Genomic DNA, 17,823 nt, shown 5'->3' with positions numbered 1-17,823 from the left:
CGCCTCGCGGGCCTGCTGGACGGCGGGTAACAGCAATGCAATCAGAATGGCAATGATGGCAATCACGACCAGCAGTTCGATCAGAGTAAAACCGGCGCGCCGGGGAGCGCGGAAACGGGGACGATGTGTTGTACGAGACAACATGGTGGATATCTCCTTCAGAGGGAAACCAGGAATCGGGACATTCACTTCCCACACGGAAGTAAAACTCGCCGGAGCGATTGGCTGGCTACTGAGGAGACCTGTTTTTCGGAAGAGCAGGGGAGCAATCCAATGCGCTCCCCACGGCCTTCGATGGTCCTGTTACCTTTTGCGGGCTATTCCGGAAAAATAAATAAACAGTTGCATTGAACCCAGCCATACAAGTGACACTGAGTCTCAATATCAGCAATATAGCGAGGCGAAAAGCAAATCGTCAAGTCGCTTCCAGGGAAAGTACGGAAAAATGCGGAAATGGATTCCGAACAGCCCATAATAGAGCTAAACTCTATAACAGATGTATCTTACATCAGATCAATAACCGCGAGACACTGGCCTCATTGATGTCTTCGGGATTTTCCAGGGCCGCCTGAATCGCCGTTTTCACGCCTGTAACTGCCGTCTCAACAGACATACTGGGAGCCCCCAGATTCTCCTCCCGCGCCGCCACAGCAGGCAGAAAAGGGAGATGAATCCAGCCCGCCCGGATGGGTAACTGCTTCTGAGCGATATGATGCAGCACGCCATACATCAGGTGATTACAACAGAACGTTCCCCCCGCATCCGAGATATCTGCCGGAACGCCAGCGGCCCGCATCGCTTTCACCATGGCACGCACGGGCAGCGTCGCATAATAGCCGACCGGTCCGTCCTTAGCTGTCATTTCTCCCTGCAGCGACTGGCCCGTATTGTCGGTTAAACCGTACCGTGTCCCATCATTCAGGTTCTGCGCCAGCCGCTCGACGGTAATCATCGAACGGCCCCCGTATTCACCCATCATCACGACCAGTTCCGGCTGAACTTCCTCAATCGCTGCTGTGACGAAATCGATGCATTTAAAAAACGTATTCGGCACAATTCGCGAGACGATCTCCGCATCTCCGACTGTTGTCCCCTCCAGCGCCCGCGCCACCGATTCCGCAGGGTTAATCGGCGTATACCCATAAGCTTCAAAACCGGTCAGCAAAACTTTCTTCATGGAGTGCCTCACTACTGAGTGAATGATTGCGCTGTCTACTGATCATCGCATCCTACAACAATCAGGTCGCTCTATACCATAACGCACCCACGAACAGACTGACTACAATCCAGAACCTGCCTCTGATGTTTTTTCATCACCTTGCGGAATCCTTTCGGCGGCAGCCGCGATGTTGTGTATCATCCCGGAAAAGACAAAATGATGCAGCGGACAGACAGCATACCAGTAGAGTCGTCCCCACAGACCGACGGGATCGAAGATCGCCGTCTGTGTAATCGTTGACGTCTCGCCTGTGCCGGTCACTTCGAATTCCAGCCACGCCCGGCCCGGCAGCTTCATCTCCGCCAGCAGTCGTACCCGCCGGTCCGGTTCGTACGCTTCGACTCGCCAGAAATCGACGGTATCACCGACACGCAGTGTCTCTGCATTCGCACGTCCGCGCCTGACGCCAATGCCGCCGACCAGCAGATCCAGCCAGCCCCGCAGATGCCATAACCAGTTGCAGGCATACCAGCCTGTATCGCCGCCAATCCTGCGTATTGGCTGAAAAGTAACCGCCGCCGGTCGCGCGACTTCCACACAACGGGAATCGATAAACCGCGTCCCGAAGCGGACCCCGGACCAGGCGGGCAGGGAACCTGACGAGGAGAGCGAATCCGACCAGCGTGTTTCGGCAAACGCCCGTTCCTCATTAATCAAAGCCCGCTGTATCGCGGCTTCAATGCCCATCGGTTTTACATCAAACGCCTGCAGCGCACTCTGATCCTGGACCACCGTTGAATGCACGATACTTTCAATCAGCTTGCGACCAATGCGGGCATAGAGCGGCGTCACCAGTCCCAGCCACAGACTCGACAGGTAAGGCGACAAAAAGGGAACCGGAATCATCCGCACATTGATCTCGCGACTGCGGGCATACACGCGCATGATCTCCGCATAAGAGACTTCATCGGCTCCCCCAATTTCAAACACCCGGCTTTCCGGTAACGAGATATCCAGCGCTGCCGTCAGGTAAGCAATCAGATCCTCAATCGCAATCGGCTGTGCCGACCGCATCACCCATTTGGGTGTGATCATAATCGGCAGTCGTTCCACCAGCGAGCGGATCATCTCAAACGACAGGCTGCCTGAACCAATCACAATCGACGCGCGAAACTCCAGCACCCGCACGCCCGACGCCCGCAGAATCTGCCCCACCTCCTGGCGACTCCGCAGATGCGGCGAGAGCGTTTCCGCTTCATTTCCCAGGCCGCCCAGGTAGATAATCCGTTCCACACCCGCGTCCCGGGCCGCATTGGCAAAATTCTCAGCGGCTCGGCGGTCGTTCTCTTCAAACGAACCTTTCTCACCCATTGAGTGAATCAGGTAGTACGCCACCTTAACACCCTTAAGCGCCGGCGGCAGTGTTTCCGGGTCCAGCACATCGCCGGCAACTACTTCGATTGCATTCCCCACCCGCGCACGCAGATTCTCAGGACGCCGCGCCAGACACCGCAATCGCACTCCCCGCTGTTCCAATGCCTGCAGCAGTCGCCCGCCTACATATCCAGTAGCACCGGTCAACAGAACCAGGTCGGCTGTGGAATTTGCGTCTCGTTCATTCTCAACCATTCAAAACCGCACTTTCGCTCAACTGGAAACAGAATAGAAATTTAGCTTGCTGATTTATAGTGTTGAAACTGAAGATGTTGAGGGGAGAATTGAGAGTTCACACAAAAAACAGGTTTCATTTCTGTTTATACACACCATGACGGCTCAACCGCCCAGCCCAATCGGCGTCTGATCTTTCAGTTCAGAACATCATTTCAGCGAATTACCAGTACTTCCACATCAAACACGTTTACTGCTCACCGTTCCCCAAGCTGCTGCAGATACTGTTCGAGCGCGTTCCATTCTTCGATGACATGACGCTGGGTTTCCGGGTCGGAAATGTAGGGATGTCCGCTCGCAACGTGGACTTTGATCGATTCTTTCACGTACGATATCAGCTGTAACACATGCGGTGCCAGCTCATCGACTTCCGGCTGTCTCTCTTTCGTAAACTGAAACTGAATCGCGGCGCCCAGACCAAGAATCTGACACCATTCCACTCCCTCTTCCTCACGCCAGACAGGGGTAACCAGCAGATAACGTTCGAGCACGGGAAAATAATACGCGAACGCTGCGCCCCCCATATACATGAAATCTTCTGCATACCGTTCCGGATCTTCCTGGAACTTTCGATAAGCGTCGGCCAGCGACAAACCACCAAAGTGTTCCCAGGCCACCTGCGCGTCGAGGTCGCCTTGATCAGGATCGAAGTCCCGTTCGCCAGGCAGCGAACCTGATTTCTCCCAGGGTGGTTTCTCTGTCATAACAAACTACAGACTAAGTTTAGATTCCAACTTCAACCGATCAGTAACAACGCCAGGTATGGTACTGCATTAAACACCAGAAACAGCAGTTTGAACAGCCCGATAAAGCAATACATGATCACATTAAACGATTCTCGTGGCAGCGGGATCCAGGCGTGCTGCGAACGATACACCAGATCCGGCGCCAGCAGAAAAATCAGAGTCCACACAATCAGGATTGATCCATTCACGATCGTGCACCACATGAAAAACGCGGTCAGGGTTTGCAGATCCATGCTGTTTCTCCCTTCCAGAACTCCAGGCGTAACGTGATGACAAACACCAGCCGCTGGTGAACCTCACATTAAAAACGTCTTCCAGATCATCAGCGCAAACAAAATCAGAATGCCGATGAGTACCAGGATTGCGATGGGAACCAGTTCGATCAATGTACGATGCCAGGCCAGGAAGTGCTGAAGCACCATCATCGTGCCGGCGAACAGGAACAGCCACAGCCCCAGGGAGAGCATCCAGGCGGGAGTTCTTAAACCCGTCAAAGAAAACCAGAGTAGACCCAGCCCCAGCAGGAATGCAGACATCACAATGGGAGCATCCGCCAGGGTCAGCCAGCCCAGCTGTTTCTGGATCGCATATTTTTTCTCCGCATGCGCCGGGTCATCTCTGGGGATTTCACGAATCTTCTGAATCAAATACAGCCGAATTCCCGACAGGTAAGCCGAGAGTGTAATCGCAATCGCCAGGATGGGCAGGAGTTGTTCCGTACTAAGTGACATCAGGTGGCTCCCGGGTGAGAATGTTTTCCAGGTAATGAATCAGTAAGTATGACTCAAAGAGTTTAACACGTATTCATTAAGAAAACAAAACAGCAACTGGCAGGAAATGAGTTCACTATTTGAAACGATACTCTTTACTTGTAAACCAGATCAGGAAGAAATCCACGGCTGATATAATCAGCAGCGTTCCCCGTTCCAGCGGTCACTCATGAACGTAGGCCCAGTCGCCCACGGGTTCCAGCCAGCCGCCATAACCGTTCTTTGGATAGTTCTGTTTGGGAAAATACATCATCTGGTCCCAGTTGGGTCCACCGCTACCAGTGGGCACGATCAGCACCCAGGGATTTTCCTGATACCGCTCGCGGGCTTTTTGACCCGTATGATAATTGTACTCCGGATAGGCCATCATTCCCGTGCCGGGAACAGCAGGCAGATAGTCGGGCACCAGTTGTTCCAGTGCTTCGGGAGGACGTTCATGATCCTGCGTGTAACTTTCAATCGCCTTTACCAGAATCTGGCTCCGATCAGCGAAGTCTGCCATCCGGGCCATGCGTACCTGTTGTCCCAGGTGAATGCTGTAAATACAACCGGGAATATAGATCAAAACCAGAATCAGGATCAGCAATGCATCCCTGCGATATCGCTTGAAAAACAGACAGATCAGAGACACAGGTATCGCCAGCAATGCCAGCAGAAATACTATGCCATAAAAAATCGCCAGCCAGAGAAACAGTGAAGTTCCGATAGGGGTCGTCGAAATCCAGTGTGCAAACGGTAAATACCCGACAGCAGTCACTGCAAACAAAGTCAGATAGATCCGCTCTTTACGTTTCATGGCCATAGACCTCTTGTTATTCGCGTCGACTGTGCTCCTGAATGTTCCTTCGCTCATCCATACGATTGATATAATAGCGAATTGACCAGGCAGCAAGAATCCCCAAAGCAGCATTACCCCCGCTTCCCAGCAGCAAGATCCATCCACCACGTATCAGAAATATTTTGAATCCCAATACGAAAAACACAACAGACGCACTCATTCATGATTGTAGGCCCAGTCTCCCACGCGCTCCAGACCTGCACGAAATGGGACATCAGCATAATTCTGCCGGGGAAAATAAAACATCTGGTCCCAGTTCAAGATGGCGCTTGGCGTATTCACGATCAGCACCCAGGGATTGTCGGCATACCTGTTCCGGGCTGCCTTTCCGTGCTGATATTCATACTCCGGATAAGTCAGCATCCCCGTCCCAGGAACTTCCGCCAGATATGCGGGCACCAGTTCTGCGAGCGACTCAGGAGGTCGCCCCTGATCCTGTTCAAAATCCTTGATCGCAGCAATCAAGGGCTGGCTCCGCTTCGCAAACTCAGCCATCCCCTGCATCCGGGTCTCCCGGCTCATACGGAATCCCACAACCGTACTCACCAACCAGATCAGAACCAGCACCAGCCAGAGCAACGCGCGGTTTCCCACTTTCTTGTCCACCGATTTAACGAAACGCCACAAAATGAAGGCCCCGGCTGCCAGCAACCCCCACTGGTACAGCGGATAAAAGAACTCAAACGACGAGTCTGGCGACAATGCAGCCCACTCACTCCACGGAATGACCACGATCGGAGCAAATCCCAGAGCGGCCATGATCGCCAGATAAATGTAATCTTTTGTTTTCATTCGTGAATAGTTACTCCCCGCCGATGCCTTCTTCTTCCTGTTCGACTTCTTTGGCTTCCTGCACATGCTGACCTGCGGGGTTCACGATCCGGTCCATTTCCAGCATCGCACCAATGATTCCACCCCCTCCGCCGCCGCCAGAACCGGTTCGGCTGTTGTGACGAAACATGTCCCTCACAAACACCACCATCATCCAGGGCGTGGCGATCACCACCAGAATCAAGCCACCCAGCACACAGAGTTGCATGAAGTCCATCAGATTTCCCTCGCTTCATAGTCAGTGGAAACAGGTGACATAAATCGTTTCAGTCCTACACCTAACCGAAACACGGCGATCACAAACAGAACTTTTCCCACCAGAGCCAGACAGCTCAACTGAAACCAGTCATTCCAGAGTTGCTGATACTCATCCGGCCCCATCAGAACAGGTTCTGCAGGAGTGGCGCTGGAACTCAGCAATTGAGTACACAAATCGACCAGCAAGAACACCAACAGCGAAGCGACCAGCCACGATTTTCCTTTGACCATCGGCCAGGAAAGCACCACAAACAACGCCGCACATTCCAGGCAGAGCAACAGCCAGGGACTTACCTGGTATATGTATTTAACAGCTTCCATTGATGTCATCATCCTGAAAATAGATTCGTTTAGTATTCACAGCATCTCCTTCAAAGACGCCTCCGCCTCGCGAATCGCCTGCTGTTTTCGGTTACAGAAGTGAATCGCCCACGTCAGACATACTGCATACGGAATCCAGATCAACTGATTCCAGGGCTGAGGCAGCAGAAACAGCAGCAGGAGAAACAGTGGAATCATTATCCACATTACGGTTGCAATTCGAATCATGAATGCTTTCTCAGCGGGGCCATTCGTATTTTTAATACTGCACCAGGTGCCCACCACGCCTCCCAGCACTCCGATCACCGTGCCGCCCACGCCGCCGATCAAACCAATTGTCTCAGGAGCCATTTCAATTTCCTTGACAAATTCAGAAACTAAAAATCAGGAAACATTCGCTGCAACCAGCTCTGACAGACCGATTCATATTCTGCTTTCAAAACCGGTTCGGTACTCTCCATCGCCCGTACTTTATTTTCGATCACACTACAGCGAATGGCAACGCCAGTTGACACAAACCAGAGACACAAGACCACAGCTTTTTCCAACAGGTCATGTTGATACAGACAGAATATTCCTGTCACGAGCGCCACTCCAATAAACAGGAGCCCTACAGGCACAAAGTACATGTTGGTTCGCACCAGTGGCTTTAATCTTTCCAGAATTTCATAATTATTCATTGCTGGATGCTGATGCAGAAACCGATTCAACTGCAGACCGCTATAACCACACAGAAAAATCTGTCCCACCTCACTCAACAAGAACAGTCCGAATGCCATCCGATCAATGGCTTTAAACAATTCGCTCGGCTCTTGATCAATGGATTTAAACAATTCTTTCGGATTAGGAACTGCCTGCAGCTTGAGATCGTAGACCACATAAGCCACATACGTCAGCATCAACATGATCAGCACCAACGGTACTATGATCGTCACAGAGAGCGGGTTGAATTCCGGTCGGTCAATCGAAAAATCGGGTTCGTCTATGGGATCGATTTCTATCATCGGTCTGAAACACCTCTCTTCAGGAATCCAACAACGCGAGCAGAAACGGCATCGACTTATTGAGAATCAGCCGGCTAAGTTTCCAGGATTGTCTCCGGTTCGTTCACTTCAACAATCTCCCGGGGAGGCACGACACGGGGGTAGTAATAGATAAACATGAGAGCCGTGTAGTAGACCAAATGAATTTCTGAGCGTCCGGCAGGCTGCGACTTTCTTCTGACGACACAGGTTCCGGCAAAACGATCAGTCAACGACTGTCGATCCTGGTCTACGCCAACCCACAACAGGTCATACAAAAGATTAAATGGCGAGTATAAATTGAGTAATAATCGATACGTCATGCGAAATACCGAAGGTCGGGTTCCCTGCAAATTAACGATCCGCGCACCGGTAACCCAGTAGCCAACGGTCCGCACACGCGAGGGACGCAAAACAGTCAGATAGGCCCAGGCACAGAACTGACCGACAAAATCGGAAGTCATATCTTGTTCGTCCGTCAGACTAACTGACACGATTTTGATCAGTGCCAGTAGCATGCAGACCACCATCAGATCGACGAGCCAAATCACCAGGCGCCGTCGGAAACCAATATAATCTTCCGGCAAAAAGTAAACACCTTCCCCCAGTGAGCAATCTCGTTGAGCCCCGGCCATCGTCTGCGATCTCCCTGCTTCACTTTAATTTTCCAACTTGAAATGACCGCCGCCCCGCAACGGTACAGCATACAGTTTTCGCGCCGCGATCGCATCCTGAATTCCGGAAATCAGGACCAACAGCGCACGGAAACTTCTTTAGTTAGTGCAAACGACCTGCCGGATCAATCGTGCGCGTGCCACCGCTCGGCTTGCCCGACGGTGCTGGTACAGTACCAGAGAAACATTCCTGATAAAACAAAAACAAGGGTGTGACCGCGCGTCTGGAGATGTTCAATATTGGAACACACTGCAATGAGATTGGATGAACGCTTCTCCCTTTATTTTCTATCACGAAAAACATAAAACCACACGAAAGATATATTGGGTGAGCCTGGATGTAATCCGGGCCGAGCGTAGCGAGCAGGAGGTTTCAGCTCACACATCTTTACCAGGATCGAGAGTCACATACTCATTCAACACGGCCGGACAAGCCGGACCGTGGCACACGGAAACCTCTTTAGTTATTGCAAGTGACCTACCGGATCAAGCGTCCGTGTGATGCTGTTGGACTGCCAACAGTACTCAGGAATCACTTGCAGTCCCACTCGCAATCAGCGGGAACAGTCTGCTCAAAACACAATTCCATAACGCGGCTCACTCGTTCGGAGACTGCTTATAAAACGAGCTTCACACCACACGGCACTTCAAAAACAGAAATCCCGGCGCGGTCGACAACTTCTGAAAACTTTCCGGATCAGTCTGCTGCATCTGCTCGTCGGGCCTGCCTTCACTCAGCTCGACCATACACAAGCCCGCATCCGTCAAAGACTGCATCAAGGCCGACAAAGGCCTGCGAAAATATTCCACCCGCGTCGGTCTGCCCAGGGTATCCCATTCATCGACAATTTTCTCAGTCAGAAAATAATTCCCGCTCGGCGAGAACTGATAATCCACAAACGGGTGATGAGTTGAAAACACAAACAGCCCCTCGGGTTTGAGGATGCGTTTCACATCACGAAACAAGGACGTCGGATCTTCCAGGTAATGAATCATCAGAGGAGAGACAACCAGATCAAAAGACCGATCTGCTTCGTCAGGCACTCCCTGCGCGAGATCCTGCACATACGCGTGGACGCTGTTTCCCAGCTTCTGCTGTACCAGCGAGATCATCTCTAGCGAACTGTCAACGGCGGTGACCGTCGCGCCCTGTGACGTCAGGTAAGCCGCGTATTCACCAGGCCCGCAGCCCAGATCGATCACCCGTTTTCCCTGCAGTTCCGGCAGCAGCGCGATGAGGGAAGGGCGTTCATAGTGGGCGTTATAGCTGTTATCTCTGATCGCCGCCGCGTATTCGGCAGCGTGGCGGCCATACATGGGATTCAACATGAAGCATCAGTTCCGGACAGATGTGAAAAGCAAAAAGTCCCGCAACCGTTATACCACGACTCCGCTCCCTCAACAACAAATGAGAGAACGGAGTCGTTTTCAGATCCCAATCTGATTTCCTGGTAATTCGTTAATACCCCGCGGTGGCATCCTGGTACAGTTCCTTCGCGATTTCCCGCAGTGTGTCATCAGCTTTTGGATTACTGATGTTCGTCATGATGACAATCGCGATATCTTTCTTTTTATCAATCCAGACCTGTGCCAGATTTTTTCCGTTCGAGCCGCCATGATAGAGCAGGGGATAAGGTGCCCACTCGACGGTCACCCAGCCCCAGCCATGCGCGTATTTTCCATCGGGTGGTGTTCCCGGACGGTTCTCACCTTTGATCGTAAATACCGGGGTATGAATTTTCTCAACCATCTGTGGCGAAACAATATTGCAGGGCGCCCGCATCCCGTTCCCGGCGTTCCAGCTGGCCCAGGTCGCAAAATCCAGAATCGACAGGTGCAAAGTTCCCGCGGGTCCCAGAATCAGCGAGTTATCTGCCTGCGGTCCCGCCATATACGATTTGACTTTACCATCCTTCTGCTTCACATGCCCCAGTGGTGCATCAATTTTCCCTAACGTAGACTGTGTTCCCAGACCAGCGGTCGTCAATCCAAACGGTTCAAAGATCCGTTCCACAATCAGCTCATCCCAGGATTTTCCGCTGACGCGTTCAATCATCGCACCGGCAATGGTATAACCCCGGTTGTTATATGCCCACGCTTTGGTCGGTTCCGCCACCAGGGGCAGCTTGACCGATTCCTTCACGATCCAGTATCGCAGCTCGTCCAGATTACCTTCGACGTCCACCGAGTTCTTCAGCAGATCCATCAGATTTTCATCATCGGCCCGCATCCCGCTTGTATGTGACAGCAGCTGCTCCAGCGTCACTTTCGCAACGCCAGGCGCCATGGATTTTTTCAATTCCGGAAAGACATCTCCCAGCGTCGAGTCCCATTTCAGCTTGCCTTCTTCAATCATCATCCCGGCGATGGTTGCGGTCATCGCTTTACCATCAGAACCCAGATGAAACTTGTCATGAATCGTAACCGGGATATCCGCACCCATTTTCCGTGTCCCAACCGCACCATATTCGGTCAGCACACCTTGTACTACAACGGCAGCAGCAACCGCCGGCAGCTCTCCGGATTTCAGATAGGGTTCCAGTTGGTGATTAATCGTCTGTCCCTGCACCATTCCAGACGGCAACATCAGGCCTATCCCCAGAATCAGCACACAGACCCCTGGTGACATAATACGCATAAGCTACTCCCCATGAACGGTAAACAGAATTCAGGATGGTCTCCTGTTCAACCATCCGTTTTATTTATCGTGTATCACCGCTGCCAGCTGTGGAGGCATCTCACAAAAACTTCTCAGATCAAAGAAACCACAACTGTTAAACCGCACAGGTCGCACGATCAGGCTGACTGGGATTCCGGGACTGATTTCAGATGCAGTCCTTTGGCAGCGATCTGCGCCGTGATTGCGGCATCGCCACCATTGGCCAGCACAAACAGAATCGCGGCGAACCCGTAGTTACCATTCGAAATGGCAGCAGCCAGTACAACCACTAAGATCATAAAACCACAAAACTCGGCAAACGCGACCGGATAATGTTTCATCACAAAGTCTCCCCACGACGGGAAGACGAAACTGCGAATTCCTACCTGTGATGGCTTCCAGAACGTCGCGCCACACGCTTCACAGTGGTAATCATGCCTGGGAACAACTGCAAAACAGTTACCACACAGGGTCTCCCGCGACTGCGATACCTCCGGATCAAAGCCTTTCTCTTCGAATGTTTTATAAGCATCCAGAAAAACCTCACGCATCGTCTTGCGATCAATTTTCGGGAACCCCGAATAATTCAGGCTCTTGCCATCTTTCAGACAAATCTTGGCATTCCCGAAGATCGTACTCTTCAGATCCTTGATCTGGCTGTAATAAATTGACCAGAAGGTACGCTTGGGTTTTCCCGATCCATTCGTGCGAATACACAGCAGGCGAAAATTCGTCAGCACCACCGCCGTATGATTAATCGTCTGTGCCCAGAGTGCTCCCATAAAGAACTGCTCGGAGAAAGAAGACTGATTTCCTTTGGAAATGAACAGCACTTCTTCCTTTTCCAGGAGCATCTCTTCCAGCAGCGGTTCGAGACGTTTCACCAGCTGGAATTTTTTCTTGATCCCACTTTTGGCAAACATCCCCTCAAGCTTCGGGAACATGGTCTCCAGCCGATAGTGAATGTCGGGGGAGAGAATCAGATTCAACTGCGTAAGTTTGGTATCAACCGCCTGACTGGCTACAGTGCTCATGTTCGATCGTCCTCAGGGATGGGGTAAAACGGAAGTAGAAACGCATCTTACCCAGAACACACGAACAGTTCAAAACGATTTTCTTTTTTTACGATGAATTCTTCGCTACCCCGCAATGAAGAAACTGGACGAAATACTGACTGTTATTTTTCGAATTCGGAGGAAACGTGCCCGGAGACATCCTTAATATACCGTCCCTTAATCATCTGATTAAGGGCCACCAGTGCAGCACTCGCGTTACTTATCACCAGAATCAGCCAGGCATATGCAAAACCTCGGTGAGACAATATCTGAAAGGCCATCGCCTGAAATGCCAGGTAGGTCACCAGACTATTCCACGCATAGTGATTTTCCTTCAACACAAAATTCTCCCACGGCGGAAAAATGAGACAGCGGAACCCCATCTCGGCAGGCGTCCAGAATGACGCGCCGCAATCTTCACATTTATAAGATGGTTGGGGAAGGACCGCGAAACAGTTTCCACACAGATTTTCCCGCGATTGCGAAACTGACGGATCAAAATCTGCTTTTTTCAGCAGTTCAGTCACATCCTGAAAAACCATTCGCAGAGTCAGACGATCCTGTTGGGGAAAATCGTTAAAAGTCATTTTCTTACCATCGACCAGGCGAAATTGAGGCGTTCCAATCCAGGAGTTTTTCAGTGTTTCAACCTGACTGTAATAAATAGACCAGTAGGGTTGATGGAAAGGTTCATAGCGGTTCGAATGCATCAAAAGCAGTCGCAAATTTGTAAGCACGATAATGATCTTGCGAAACCGGATCTCTCCTTTCGAGACAAACAGAACCTGTTCGTCTTTCAGCAACATGCTCACCAGTACGGGTTCGATCTGTTCTACCAGCTCATATTTTTTCCTGACTTCATGATCCTTAACATCCCCATAAGTCCCGGAAAACACCGTCTCCAACCGGTAATGGATCTCAGGTGACAAAACGAATCCCAGTTAGTTTAATTTTGTGATTACAAGTTCAGCGTTTTTGTTCTCCACAGTCAGTCTCGCATTAGAGCAGGGGCACAGGAGATCCTCACAATCGTCCAATCCAGGTAGCGACGTCCAGCACTTCGCTCAGCATCATCTGCTGTGCACACAGAATTGACCGCTGCAGTTCTTCCGCCGTCACTTCACCGGCTGAATTCGACAAGGGCAGGGTCCCGGTAGCGTCACTCAGAAATTCCACCGTAAAGCCCCGGTGCACCGCCTGGCGGGCCGTCGTATCACAACACATGTGAGTCATATAACCGGCGATCGTTACCGTATCGATGTTCCGCTCCCGCAGCCAGTCTTCCAGTTCCGTCCCCGTGAAACTGCCCGGCAACGTTTTCTCAATCAGAACATCATGGGGACGCTTTGCGACCTCGGCATGCAGTTCCCAGCCCGACGTTCCTTTCTGAAAGAACGGCTTTTCAGGATCAGTCATATGATGCTGCACCACAATCACAGGCACCTGTTTCGCGGCAGCCGCATCCATCGCGACCAGGATCTGCTCCAGATGCCCCGCCGGATAAGTAATCGGCAGTGCCCCCGTAAAATATTCGTTCTGCACATCAATCACCAGCAATGCACGACTCATCACAGCTCCTTCAAAAATCTCATTACCGTTTCAATACACCAGCACAAATTCAAAAATCACATTTCCATGTTCTTTCGTGACTTTCGTGGCAGAAAAAACTTTCGGCATCCTGTTCAGGCTGCTCTGTATATCCTTCACATGGAATAAGCCAGGCAGTTCAACCTGCCGCTCCCAGTTTGAGACCAATTAATCCGGCCAGAATCAACAACACGCTGAAAATGCGGACCGCATTGATCGGTTCCTGAAACAGCACCACGCCCAGAATCACCGTTCCCACGGCACCCACTCCCACCCAGACAGCATATGCGGTTCCCAGAGGCAGAGTTTTCATCGCGAGCCCCAGTAATCCCAGACTGATGATCATCGAACCGATGGTCCACAGGGAAGGGAGCAGACGCGTAAAACCTTCTGTATATTTCAAGCCCACGGCCCAGGCCACTTCAAACAAACCCGCCAGAATGAGAATCAGCCACGACATCGTATAGTCCTTCACACAGAGGGGCCGTCCCCGTTGAATCAGGAGCGGTGAGGTCGTCCCCACTTCCAGACAGATCAATACTGCCATCTTAGTCAACAGCACCAGGTCTGCAAAGGCTCACTGAAAAAGTGAAGTTTCTCCACACCTCACATCACCAGCACATTTTCGTGCATTTTGTGTGATTCGTGGTAGCACAATCAACCATCGGCTGACAGCGTTTTCTGCTCCGCGTACCAGTCTGCCGTCGCCTGAACGGCCTGTTTCACCACCGCAATTACTTCAGTCGGCGGTCCCTTGGATTCCGTGCCATACTCCCACTGGCTCAACAGTTCTTCACCCGCAGACGTCTGAAAACCTACCAGTAATTTGCACGGTTTACCCGCTGCTTCCGGGTCACCAAACCCGCCGATCCAGCCGTCAATCACCGGACTGCAGACACCGCGCACTGCCTGAAACGCAGCGGCATCACTCACGCCGATATACAGATCGTGTTCCCGGTTGTCCTCGGCCCCTGTTCCCATCCGGTTGATCGTGCCGTCGTCTGTCAGCAAAATAAATAAAACCTGGTCGCCATCGCATTCCAGCATCACCATAATCCGTGCCACACTGTGGGCACTACTGACCGTGGTGGCCGCTGGTTTGGATTTAAACCTGTCAAAGAAGCCCATTCATACCTCATAGCTCTGATCATACGCTTGAGCGCGCAAAATAATTTGTGAATGCTCTCAATATCGGTTTTTCCTCACTCCGGTCAAGTACAGAAAAGCGAATCTGTTTGAATCGACCGAAATAAGGACCCCCGGATTGCAGGAATTCAGAAAACAGTCGAGCCACCAGATCAGGAGAATTTCGAAAGACACCACAGCCCCAGGCCCCCAGCACCAGTGTCTGACAACCCTGCGCAGCAAACAACGCAAGCGTTTTATCCATGCGTGCCATGAAGACCTGCGGAATCTCACTCACATGCACAGGTTCATTCTTCTGAATCGCACCCGCATTGGGAGCCGCACTCGTCAGAAAATCCACCTGGTAACTGGATTTCAGAAACGATCCCGCATCATCCCGAAACACCGGACAGGCAGGGGAGTAAATCATGCGATCCGAATAAAAGGCGCTCCGCAACCTGCGATGTGTCTCATAGTACTGTTTGTGAAACAGATTCAACGAAGCATACAGCGCCGAACTACGCGCCAGACTCTCTTCCTGCGCCTGGCTTCCTCCCAGAAACCCGCCTCCCGGATTTTTCGCAGAAGCAAAATTCAATACACCAATCCGGCCAGTCGTCGCGTCTGCCGCCAGTGACCATGCACCTTCTAACGTGGTCTCATTCTCCAGTTGGAATGCCGTTTCCGTAAACGGAGCAGGCGTCCGTAGTACTTCATCCCGCATCTCTGTCAGCGTTTCTGGTTCAAAACAGGCTGAACCCGCATTGCAGGCCGCCATCTCGGCGGTAATCGCTACTGTCTCCCCCCGTGGATTTACATACTGTCCCACTTCCATGACTTCCAGCGTGGTCTTCGCCAGATACGCACGTCCTGTTCGACTACTCATAGTCACAATCCTTTCTCATTCCTGTTTTCTCATTCTTTATATTATTCACTACATTCTACCTTAGTGTATTTTATACGACAAGTGATATTAAATCATGGTTCACACCTTTTTATGATTTCGTCTCATTTCGTGTTTTCGTGGTCGAAAAAAACAGGTGATCGGACGAAATCAGCTCCGTGGCTTTCATTCAAACGGAAATTCTGGTTAGAATGAAATTCCTCACAACACACTCCAGCACCAGGAACAACAACATGCCACGACTGACAGCCCCGTGCCTCTTCGCCCTGTTCACACTTCTGCTTCTTACAACAGACATCTCGTTCGCCGCAGAGCCAGTCGAGATCGGCTCCCGACTGGAACTCATGGTCGACGACACCCTGATCGAATCCCGCAGCCCGGAAGCCCGTTTCGAACTGCATCATCCCACGCCCCGCGAAATTGTCTTCACTTACGACAAGCCCTGGGAAGGGAGTGGTTGCGGCTACCAGAGTATCTTCAAAGACGGCGACAAATACCGCATGTACTACAAAGCCTGGCATCTCGACGTGCAGGAAAAAAAACTCGGCCCCAACAACAGTAACTTCACCTGTTACGCGGAAAGCGACGACGGCATTCACTGGAAACGCCCTGACGTGGGCCTGTTCTCGTTTCCGCCGGGCAGTGGCGATAAAAAAAATAACATCGTCATCGGCAAAGCGTATCGCGACTGGATGAAGTCCACCAAACCCGATCCCGTGCATCCCGCCGTCTTCAAAGACGAAAATCCCGACTGTCCCGCAGATGCGAAATTTAAAGCCATCCTCCGCTCTCGCGGCCCGCACGGCTTACTGGTGCTCAAATCCCCCGATGGCATTCACTGGTCACTCCTTGCGGATAAACCGGTCATCACCGATGGTGCCTTCGATTCGGAAAACCTCGCCTTCTGGGATCCGACGATTCAAAAATACCGCGCCTACTGGCGTTACTTCACCAAAGGCACGACCGATGAAAAAAACTGGAAACCGTCCGGCCTGCGTGATATCCGCACCGCGACCTCACCAGATCTGCTGCACTGGAGCAAACCCCAGGACCTCAAGTACGGCGATGCGCCTCCCGAGCAGCTCTATACCAATCAGATCAAACCCTACTACCGTGCTCCGCACATCCTCGTCGGCTTTCCCACACGCTACATCGAACGGGGCTGGTCCAAATCGATGGAGCAACTTCCCGAGTTTAAACATCGCAAAATGCGTTCGTCCATCTCCGACCGTTACGGCATGGCGATTACCGAAGGGTTGTTCATGACCAGCCGCGACGGGGTGAATTTCAAACGCTGGCCCGAAGCCTTCCTGCGTCCCGGCATCGAACGCCAGGGAACCTGGGCCTACGGACATCAATACATCGGCTGGCAGATGGTCGAAACCAAATCAGATGTGGAAGGTGCCCCCAACGAAATTTCCCTCTACGCCACCGAAGGTTACTGGACCGGCAACAGCAACCAGCTAAGACGCTACACGATGCGCATTGACGGCTTCGTCTCGATCAACGCACCACTCAAGGGAGCCGAGATCACCACCAAACCCATCACCTTCACCGGTAAAGAACTCAAGCTCAACTTCTCCACCTCCGCCGCCGGCGGCATCTTAGTCGAACTGCAAAGCCCGGATGGCAAACCCATCGACGGTTTCACAGAGTCCGACTGCAGCGAACTCTTCGGCGACACCATCTCCCGCGCAGTGCACTGGAAACAGGGAACCGACGTGAGCAAACTCGCCGGCAAACCGGTCAAACTAAGAATCAAACTCAAAGACGCGGACTTGTATTCGTTCAAGTTTGAATAGGTTTTCAAAGCAGGGTGAGTTAACAGGAAACGGACTGAGTACCATCATATGTCAGAACCTCTCACCGAAATCAGAGTTGTGTTTGCATATTACTCTGAACCCGCTGATCGTCTGCTGTTGGCTGGCGAACTGTTGCAGGGAATCACTGCTCATCCCACAATGAAACTAAAGGTCAAGGACCAGGACGACATATGGATTGTCACCGGATTCGGACATCTGCCTCCGGAAGCAGTGATGGCTGACCCGCCCAAAATCGCCCTGGGCCTTCTTAATTCAGTCAATCCCCGGCAACCACCGCAAGCAGGCCAGCACCTGATCGAAGTCCGGGACTAATCACTATCCGAAAGGATCTGTTTTCGCGTCATTTCGTGCTTTTCGTGGTAGCTGCAATTTCGTTCTGCCTG

The 17,823-nt window shown here is 51.8% G+C and carries 23 protein-coding genes; 2 read left to right on the top strand and 21 right to left on the bottom strand.

Going from position 1 to position 17,823, the window contains the following annotated elements; genetic code table 11:
- From AACZ40_RS08200 to AACZ40_RS08100, 21 genes are all read right to left on the bottom strand, one after another.
- Positions 1-144: prepilin-type N-terminal cleavage/methylation domain-containing protein (locus AACZ40_RS08200; RefSeq protein WP_339673962.1), on the bottom strand; the 144-nt coding region annotated here is incomplete at its 3' end.
- A gap of 364 nt (positions 145-508) precedes the next feature.
- Complete coding sequence (gene pcp, locus AACZ40_RS08195) at positions 509-1,177, bottom strand: pyroglutamyl-peptidase I (protein WP_291178545.1); 669 nt, start codon at positions 1,175-1,177, stop codon at positions 509-511.
- 102 nt (positions 1,178-1,279) lie between these two features.
- The gene (locus tag AACZ40_RS08190) at positions 1,280-2,788 is read right to left on the bottom strand and encodes an SDR family oxidoreductase (protein ID WP_339673957.1); all 1,509 of its coding nucleotides are present in this window, start codon (positions 2,786-2,788) and stop codon (positions 1,280-1,282) included.
- A gap of 236 nt (positions 2,789-3,024) precedes the next feature.
- Complete coding sequence (locus AACZ40_RS08185; RefSeq protein WP_291178539.1) at positions 3,025-3,531, bottom strand: hypothetical protein; 507 nt, start codon at positions 3,529-3,531, stop codon at positions 3,025-3,027.
- Positions 3,532-3,563: 32 nt separating this feature from the next.
- Positions 3,564-3,806: a DUF6868 family protein gene (locus AACZ40_RS08180; protein ID WP_291178536.1), complete on the bottom strand. Its 243-nt coding sequence runs from the start codon at positions 3,804-3,806 to the stop codon at positions 3,564-3,566.
- Positions 3,807-3,869: 63 nt separating this feature from the next.
- Positions 3,870-4,304 carry a hypothetical protein gene (locus tag AACZ40_RS08175; RefSeq protein ID WP_291178533.1) on the bottom strand — a complete coding sequence of 145 codons (435 nt, stop codon included), beginning with the start codon at positions 4,302-4,304 and terminating at the stop codon, positions 3,870-3,872.
- A 202-nt stretch (positions 4,305-4,506) separates the two neighbouring features.
- Positions 4,507-5,139, bottom strand: a complete 633-nt coding sequence (locus AACZ40_RS08170; protein WP_291178530.1) for a hypothetical protein — start codon at positions 5,137-5,139, stop codon at positions 4,507-4,509.
- Positions 5,140-5,337: 198 nt separating this feature from the next.
- Complete coding sequence (locus AACZ40_RS08165) at positions 5,338-5,973, bottom strand: hypothetical protein (protein ID WP_291178527.1); 636 nt, start codon at positions 5,971-5,973, stop codon at positions 5,338-5,340.
- Positions 5,974-5,983: 10 nt separating this feature from the next.
- Complete coding sequence (locus AACZ40_RS08160) at positions 5,984-6,229, bottom strand: hypothetical protein (protein ID WP_291178524.1); 246 nt, start codon at positions 6,227-6,229, stop codon at positions 5,984-5,986.
- Positions 6,229-6,591, bottom strand: a complete 363-nt coding sequence (locus AACZ40_RS08155) for a hypothetical protein (RefSeq protein ID WP_291178521.1) — start codon at positions 6,589-6,591, stop codon at positions 6,229-6,231. The genes AACZ40_RS08160 and AACZ40_RS08155 overlap by 1 nt, the downstream gene beginning before the upstream one ends.
- Before the next feature lie 36 nt (positions 6,592-6,627).
- On the bottom strand, positions 6,628-6,942 hold the full coding sequence (locus AACZ40_RS08150) for a hypothetical protein (protein ID WP_291178519.1): 315 nt from the start codon (positions 6,940-6,942) through the stop codon (positions 6,628-6,630).
- Between the two features lie 26 nt (positions 6,943-6,968).
- Positions 6,969-7,595 carry a hypothetical protein gene (locus AACZ40_RS08145; protein ID WP_291178516.1) on the bottom strand — a complete coding sequence of 209 codons (627 nt, stop codon included), beginning with the start codon at positions 7,593-7,595 and terminating at the stop codon, positions 6,969-6,971.
- Between the two features lie 74 nt (positions 7,596-7,669).
- A complete protein-coding gene (locus AACZ40_RS08140; RefSeq protein WP_291178513.1) occupies positions 7,670-8,248 on the bottom strand; it encodes an RDD family protein in 579 nt (192 codons plus the stop codon).
- A gap of 669 nt (positions 8,249-8,917) precedes the next feature.
- Positions 8,918-9,616, bottom strand: a complete 699-nt coding sequence (locus tag AACZ40_RS08135) for a class I SAM-dependent methyltransferase (RefSeq protein WP_291178511.1) — start codon at positions 9,614-9,616, stop codon at positions 8,918-8,920.
- A 130-nt stretch (positions 9,617-9,746) separates the two neighbouring features.
- Positions 9,747-10,925, bottom strand: a complete 1,179-nt coding sequence (locus AACZ40_RS08130) for a serine hydrolase domain-containing protein (protein WP_291178508.1) — start codon at positions 10,923-10,925, stop codon at positions 9,747-9,749.
- Between the two features lie 158 nt (positions 10,926-11,083).
- Positions 11,084-11,980, bottom strand: a complete 897-nt coding sequence (locus AACZ40_RS08125; RefSeq protein WP_339673943.1) for a hypothetical protein — start codon at positions 11,978-11,980, stop codon at positions 11,084-11,086.
- A gap of 143 nt (positions 11,981-12,123) precedes the next feature.
- Positions 12,124-12,930: a hypothetical protein gene (locus AACZ40_RS08120; RefSeq protein WP_291178502.1), complete on the bottom strand. Its 807-nt coding sequence runs from the start codon at positions 12,928-12,930 to the stop codon at positions 12,124-12,126.
- Positions 12,931-13,024: 94 nt separating this feature from the next.
- Positions 13,025-13,570 carry a cysteine hydrolase family protein gene (locus AACZ40_RS08115; RefSeq protein WP_291178499.1) on the bottom strand — a complete coding sequence of 182 codons (546 nt, stop codon included), beginning with the start codon at positions 13,568-13,570 and terminating at the stop codon, positions 13,025-13,027.
- Positions 13,571-13,727: 157 nt separating this feature from the next.
- On the bottom strand, positions 13,728-14,135 hold the full coding sequence (sugE, locus tag AACZ40_RS08110) for a quaternary ammonium compound efflux SMR transporter SugE (RefSeq protein WP_291178497.1): 408 nt from the start codon (positions 14,133-14,135) through the stop codon (positions 13,728-13,730).
- A gap of 110 nt (positions 14,136-14,245) precedes the next feature.
- Positions 14,246-14,716 carry a hypothetical protein gene (locus AACZ40_RS08105; RefSeq protein WP_291178495.1) on the bottom strand — a complete coding sequence of 157 codons (471 nt, stop codon included), beginning with the start codon at positions 14,714-14,716 and terminating at the stop codon, positions 14,246-14,248.
- Positions 14,717-14,735: 19 nt separating this feature from the next.
- Positions 14,736-15,599, bottom strand: a complete 864-nt coding sequence (locus AACZ40_RS08100; protein WP_291178493.1) for a TIGR02452 family protein — start codon at positions 15,597-15,599, stop codon at positions 14,736-14,738.
- A 251-nt stretch (positions 15,600-15,850) separates the two neighbouring features.
- Here AACZ40_RS08100 and AACZ40_RS08095 point away from each other — a divergent pair, with 251 nt between their 5' ends.
- Both AACZ40_RS08095 and AACZ40_RS08090 read left to right on the top strand, forming a co-directional pair.
- Positions 15,851-17,419, top strand: a complete 1,569-nt coding sequence (locus AACZ40_RS08095) for a hypothetical protein (protein WP_291178491.1) — start codon at positions 15,851-15,853, stop codon at positions 17,417-17,419.
- 48 nt (positions 17,420-17,467) lie between these two features.
- Positions 17,468-17,752 carry a hypothetical protein gene (locus AACZ40_RS08090; protein ID WP_291178488.1) on the top strand — a complete coding sequence of 95 codons (285 nt, stop codon included), beginning with the start codon at positions 17,468-17,470 and terminating at the stop codon, positions 17,750-17,752.
- Positions 17,753-17,823: the final 71 nt, after the last annotated feature.

The organism is uncultured Gimesia sp., from assembly GCF_963972345.1.
Taxonomy (GTDB): domain Bacteria; phylum Planctomycetota; class Planctomycetia; order Planctomycetales; family Planctomycetaceae; genus Gimesia.
The sequence above is the reverse complement of the archived record's forward strand: the minus strand, read 5'-3'. Positions and strand labels throughout refer to the sequence as shown.

Bases quoted from the DNA above. Each gene is read 5' to 3' on its own strand.
- pcp (WP_291178545.1), bottom strand. From the start codon at position 1,177: ATGAAGAAAGTTTTGCTGACCGGTTTTGAAGCTTATGGGTATACGCCG.
- AACZ40_RS08190 (WP_339673957.1), bottom strand. From the start codon at position 2,788: ATGGTTGAGAATGAACGAGACGCAAATTCCACAGCCGACCTGGTTCTG.
- AACZ40_RS08185 (WP_291178539.1), bottom strand. From the start codon at position 3,531: ATGACAGAGAAACCACCCTGGGAGAAATCAGGTTCGCTGCCTGGCGAA.
- AACZ40_RS08180 (WP_291178536.1), bottom strand. From the start codon at position 3,806: ATGGATCTGCAAACCCTGACCGCGTTTTTCATGTGGTGCACGATCGTG.
- AACZ40_RS08175 (WP_291178533.1), bottom strand. From the start codon at position 4,304: ATGTCACTTAGTACGGAACAACTCCTGCCCATCCTGGCGATTGCGATT.
- AACZ40_RS08170 (WP_291178530.1), bottom strand. From the start codon at position 5,139: ATGAAACGTAAAGAGCGGATCTATCTGACTTTGTTTGCAGTGACTGCT.
- AACZ40_RS08165 (WP_291178527.1), bottom strand. From the start codon at position 5,973: ATGAAAACAAAAGATTACATTTATCTGGCGATCATGGCCGCTCTGGGA.
- AACZ40_RS08160 (WP_291178524.1), bottom strand. From the start codon at position 6,229: ATGGACTTCATGCAACTCTGTGTGCTGGGTGGCTTGATTCTGGTGGTG.
- AACZ40_RS08155 (WP_291178521.1), bottom strand. From the start codon at position 6,591: ATGGAAGCTGTTAAATACATATACCAGGTAAGTCCCTGGCTGTTGCTC.
- AACZ40_RS08150 (WP_291178519.1), bottom strand. From the start codon at position 6,942: ATGGCTCCTGAGACAATTGGTTTGATCGGCGGCGTGGGCGGCACGGTG.
- AACZ40_RS08145 (WP_291178516.1), bottom strand. From the start codon at position 7,595: ATGATAGAAATCGATCCCATAGACGAACCCGATTTTTCGATTGACCGA.
- AACZ40_RS08140 (WP_291178513.1), bottom strand. From the start codon at position 8,248: ATGGCCGGGGCTCAACGAGATTGCTCACTGGGGGAAGGTGTTTACTTT.
- AACZ40_RS08135 (WP_291178511.1), bottom strand. From the start codon at position 9,616: ATGTTGAATCCCATGTATGGCCGCCACGCTGCCGAATACGCGGCGGCG.
- AACZ40_RS08130 (WP_291178508.1), bottom strand. From the start codon at position 10,925: ATGCGTATTATGTCACCAGGGGTCTGTGTGCTGATTCTGGGGATAGGC.
- AACZ40_RS08125 (WP_339673943.1), bottom strand. From the start codon at position 11,980: ATGAGCACTGTAGCCAGTCAGGCGGTTGATACCAAACTTACGCAGTTG.
- AACZ40_RS08115 (WP_291178499.1), bottom strand. From the start codon at position 13,570: ATGAGTCGTGCATTGCTGGTGATTGATGTGCAGAACGAATATTTTACG.
- sugE (WP_291178497.1), bottom strand. From the start codon at position 14,135: ATGGCAGTATTGATCTGTCTGGAAGTGGGGACGACCTCACCGCTCCTG.
- AACZ40_RS08105 (WP_291178495.1), bottom strand. From the start codon at position 14,716: ATGGGCTTCTTTGACAGGTTTAAATCCAAACCAGCGGCCACCACGGTC.
- AACZ40_RS08100 (WP_291178493.1), bottom strand. From the start codon at position 15,599: ATGAGTAGTCGAACAGGACGTGCGTATCTGGCGAAGACCACGCTGGAA.
- AACZ40_RS08095 (WP_291178491.1), top strand. From the start codon at position 15,851: ATGCCACGACTGACAGCCCCGTGCCTCTTCGCCCTGTTCACACTTCTG.
- AACZ40_RS08090 (WP_291178488.1), top strand. From the start codon at position 17,468: ATGTCAGAACCTCTCACCGAAATCAGAGTTGTGTTTGCATATTACTCT.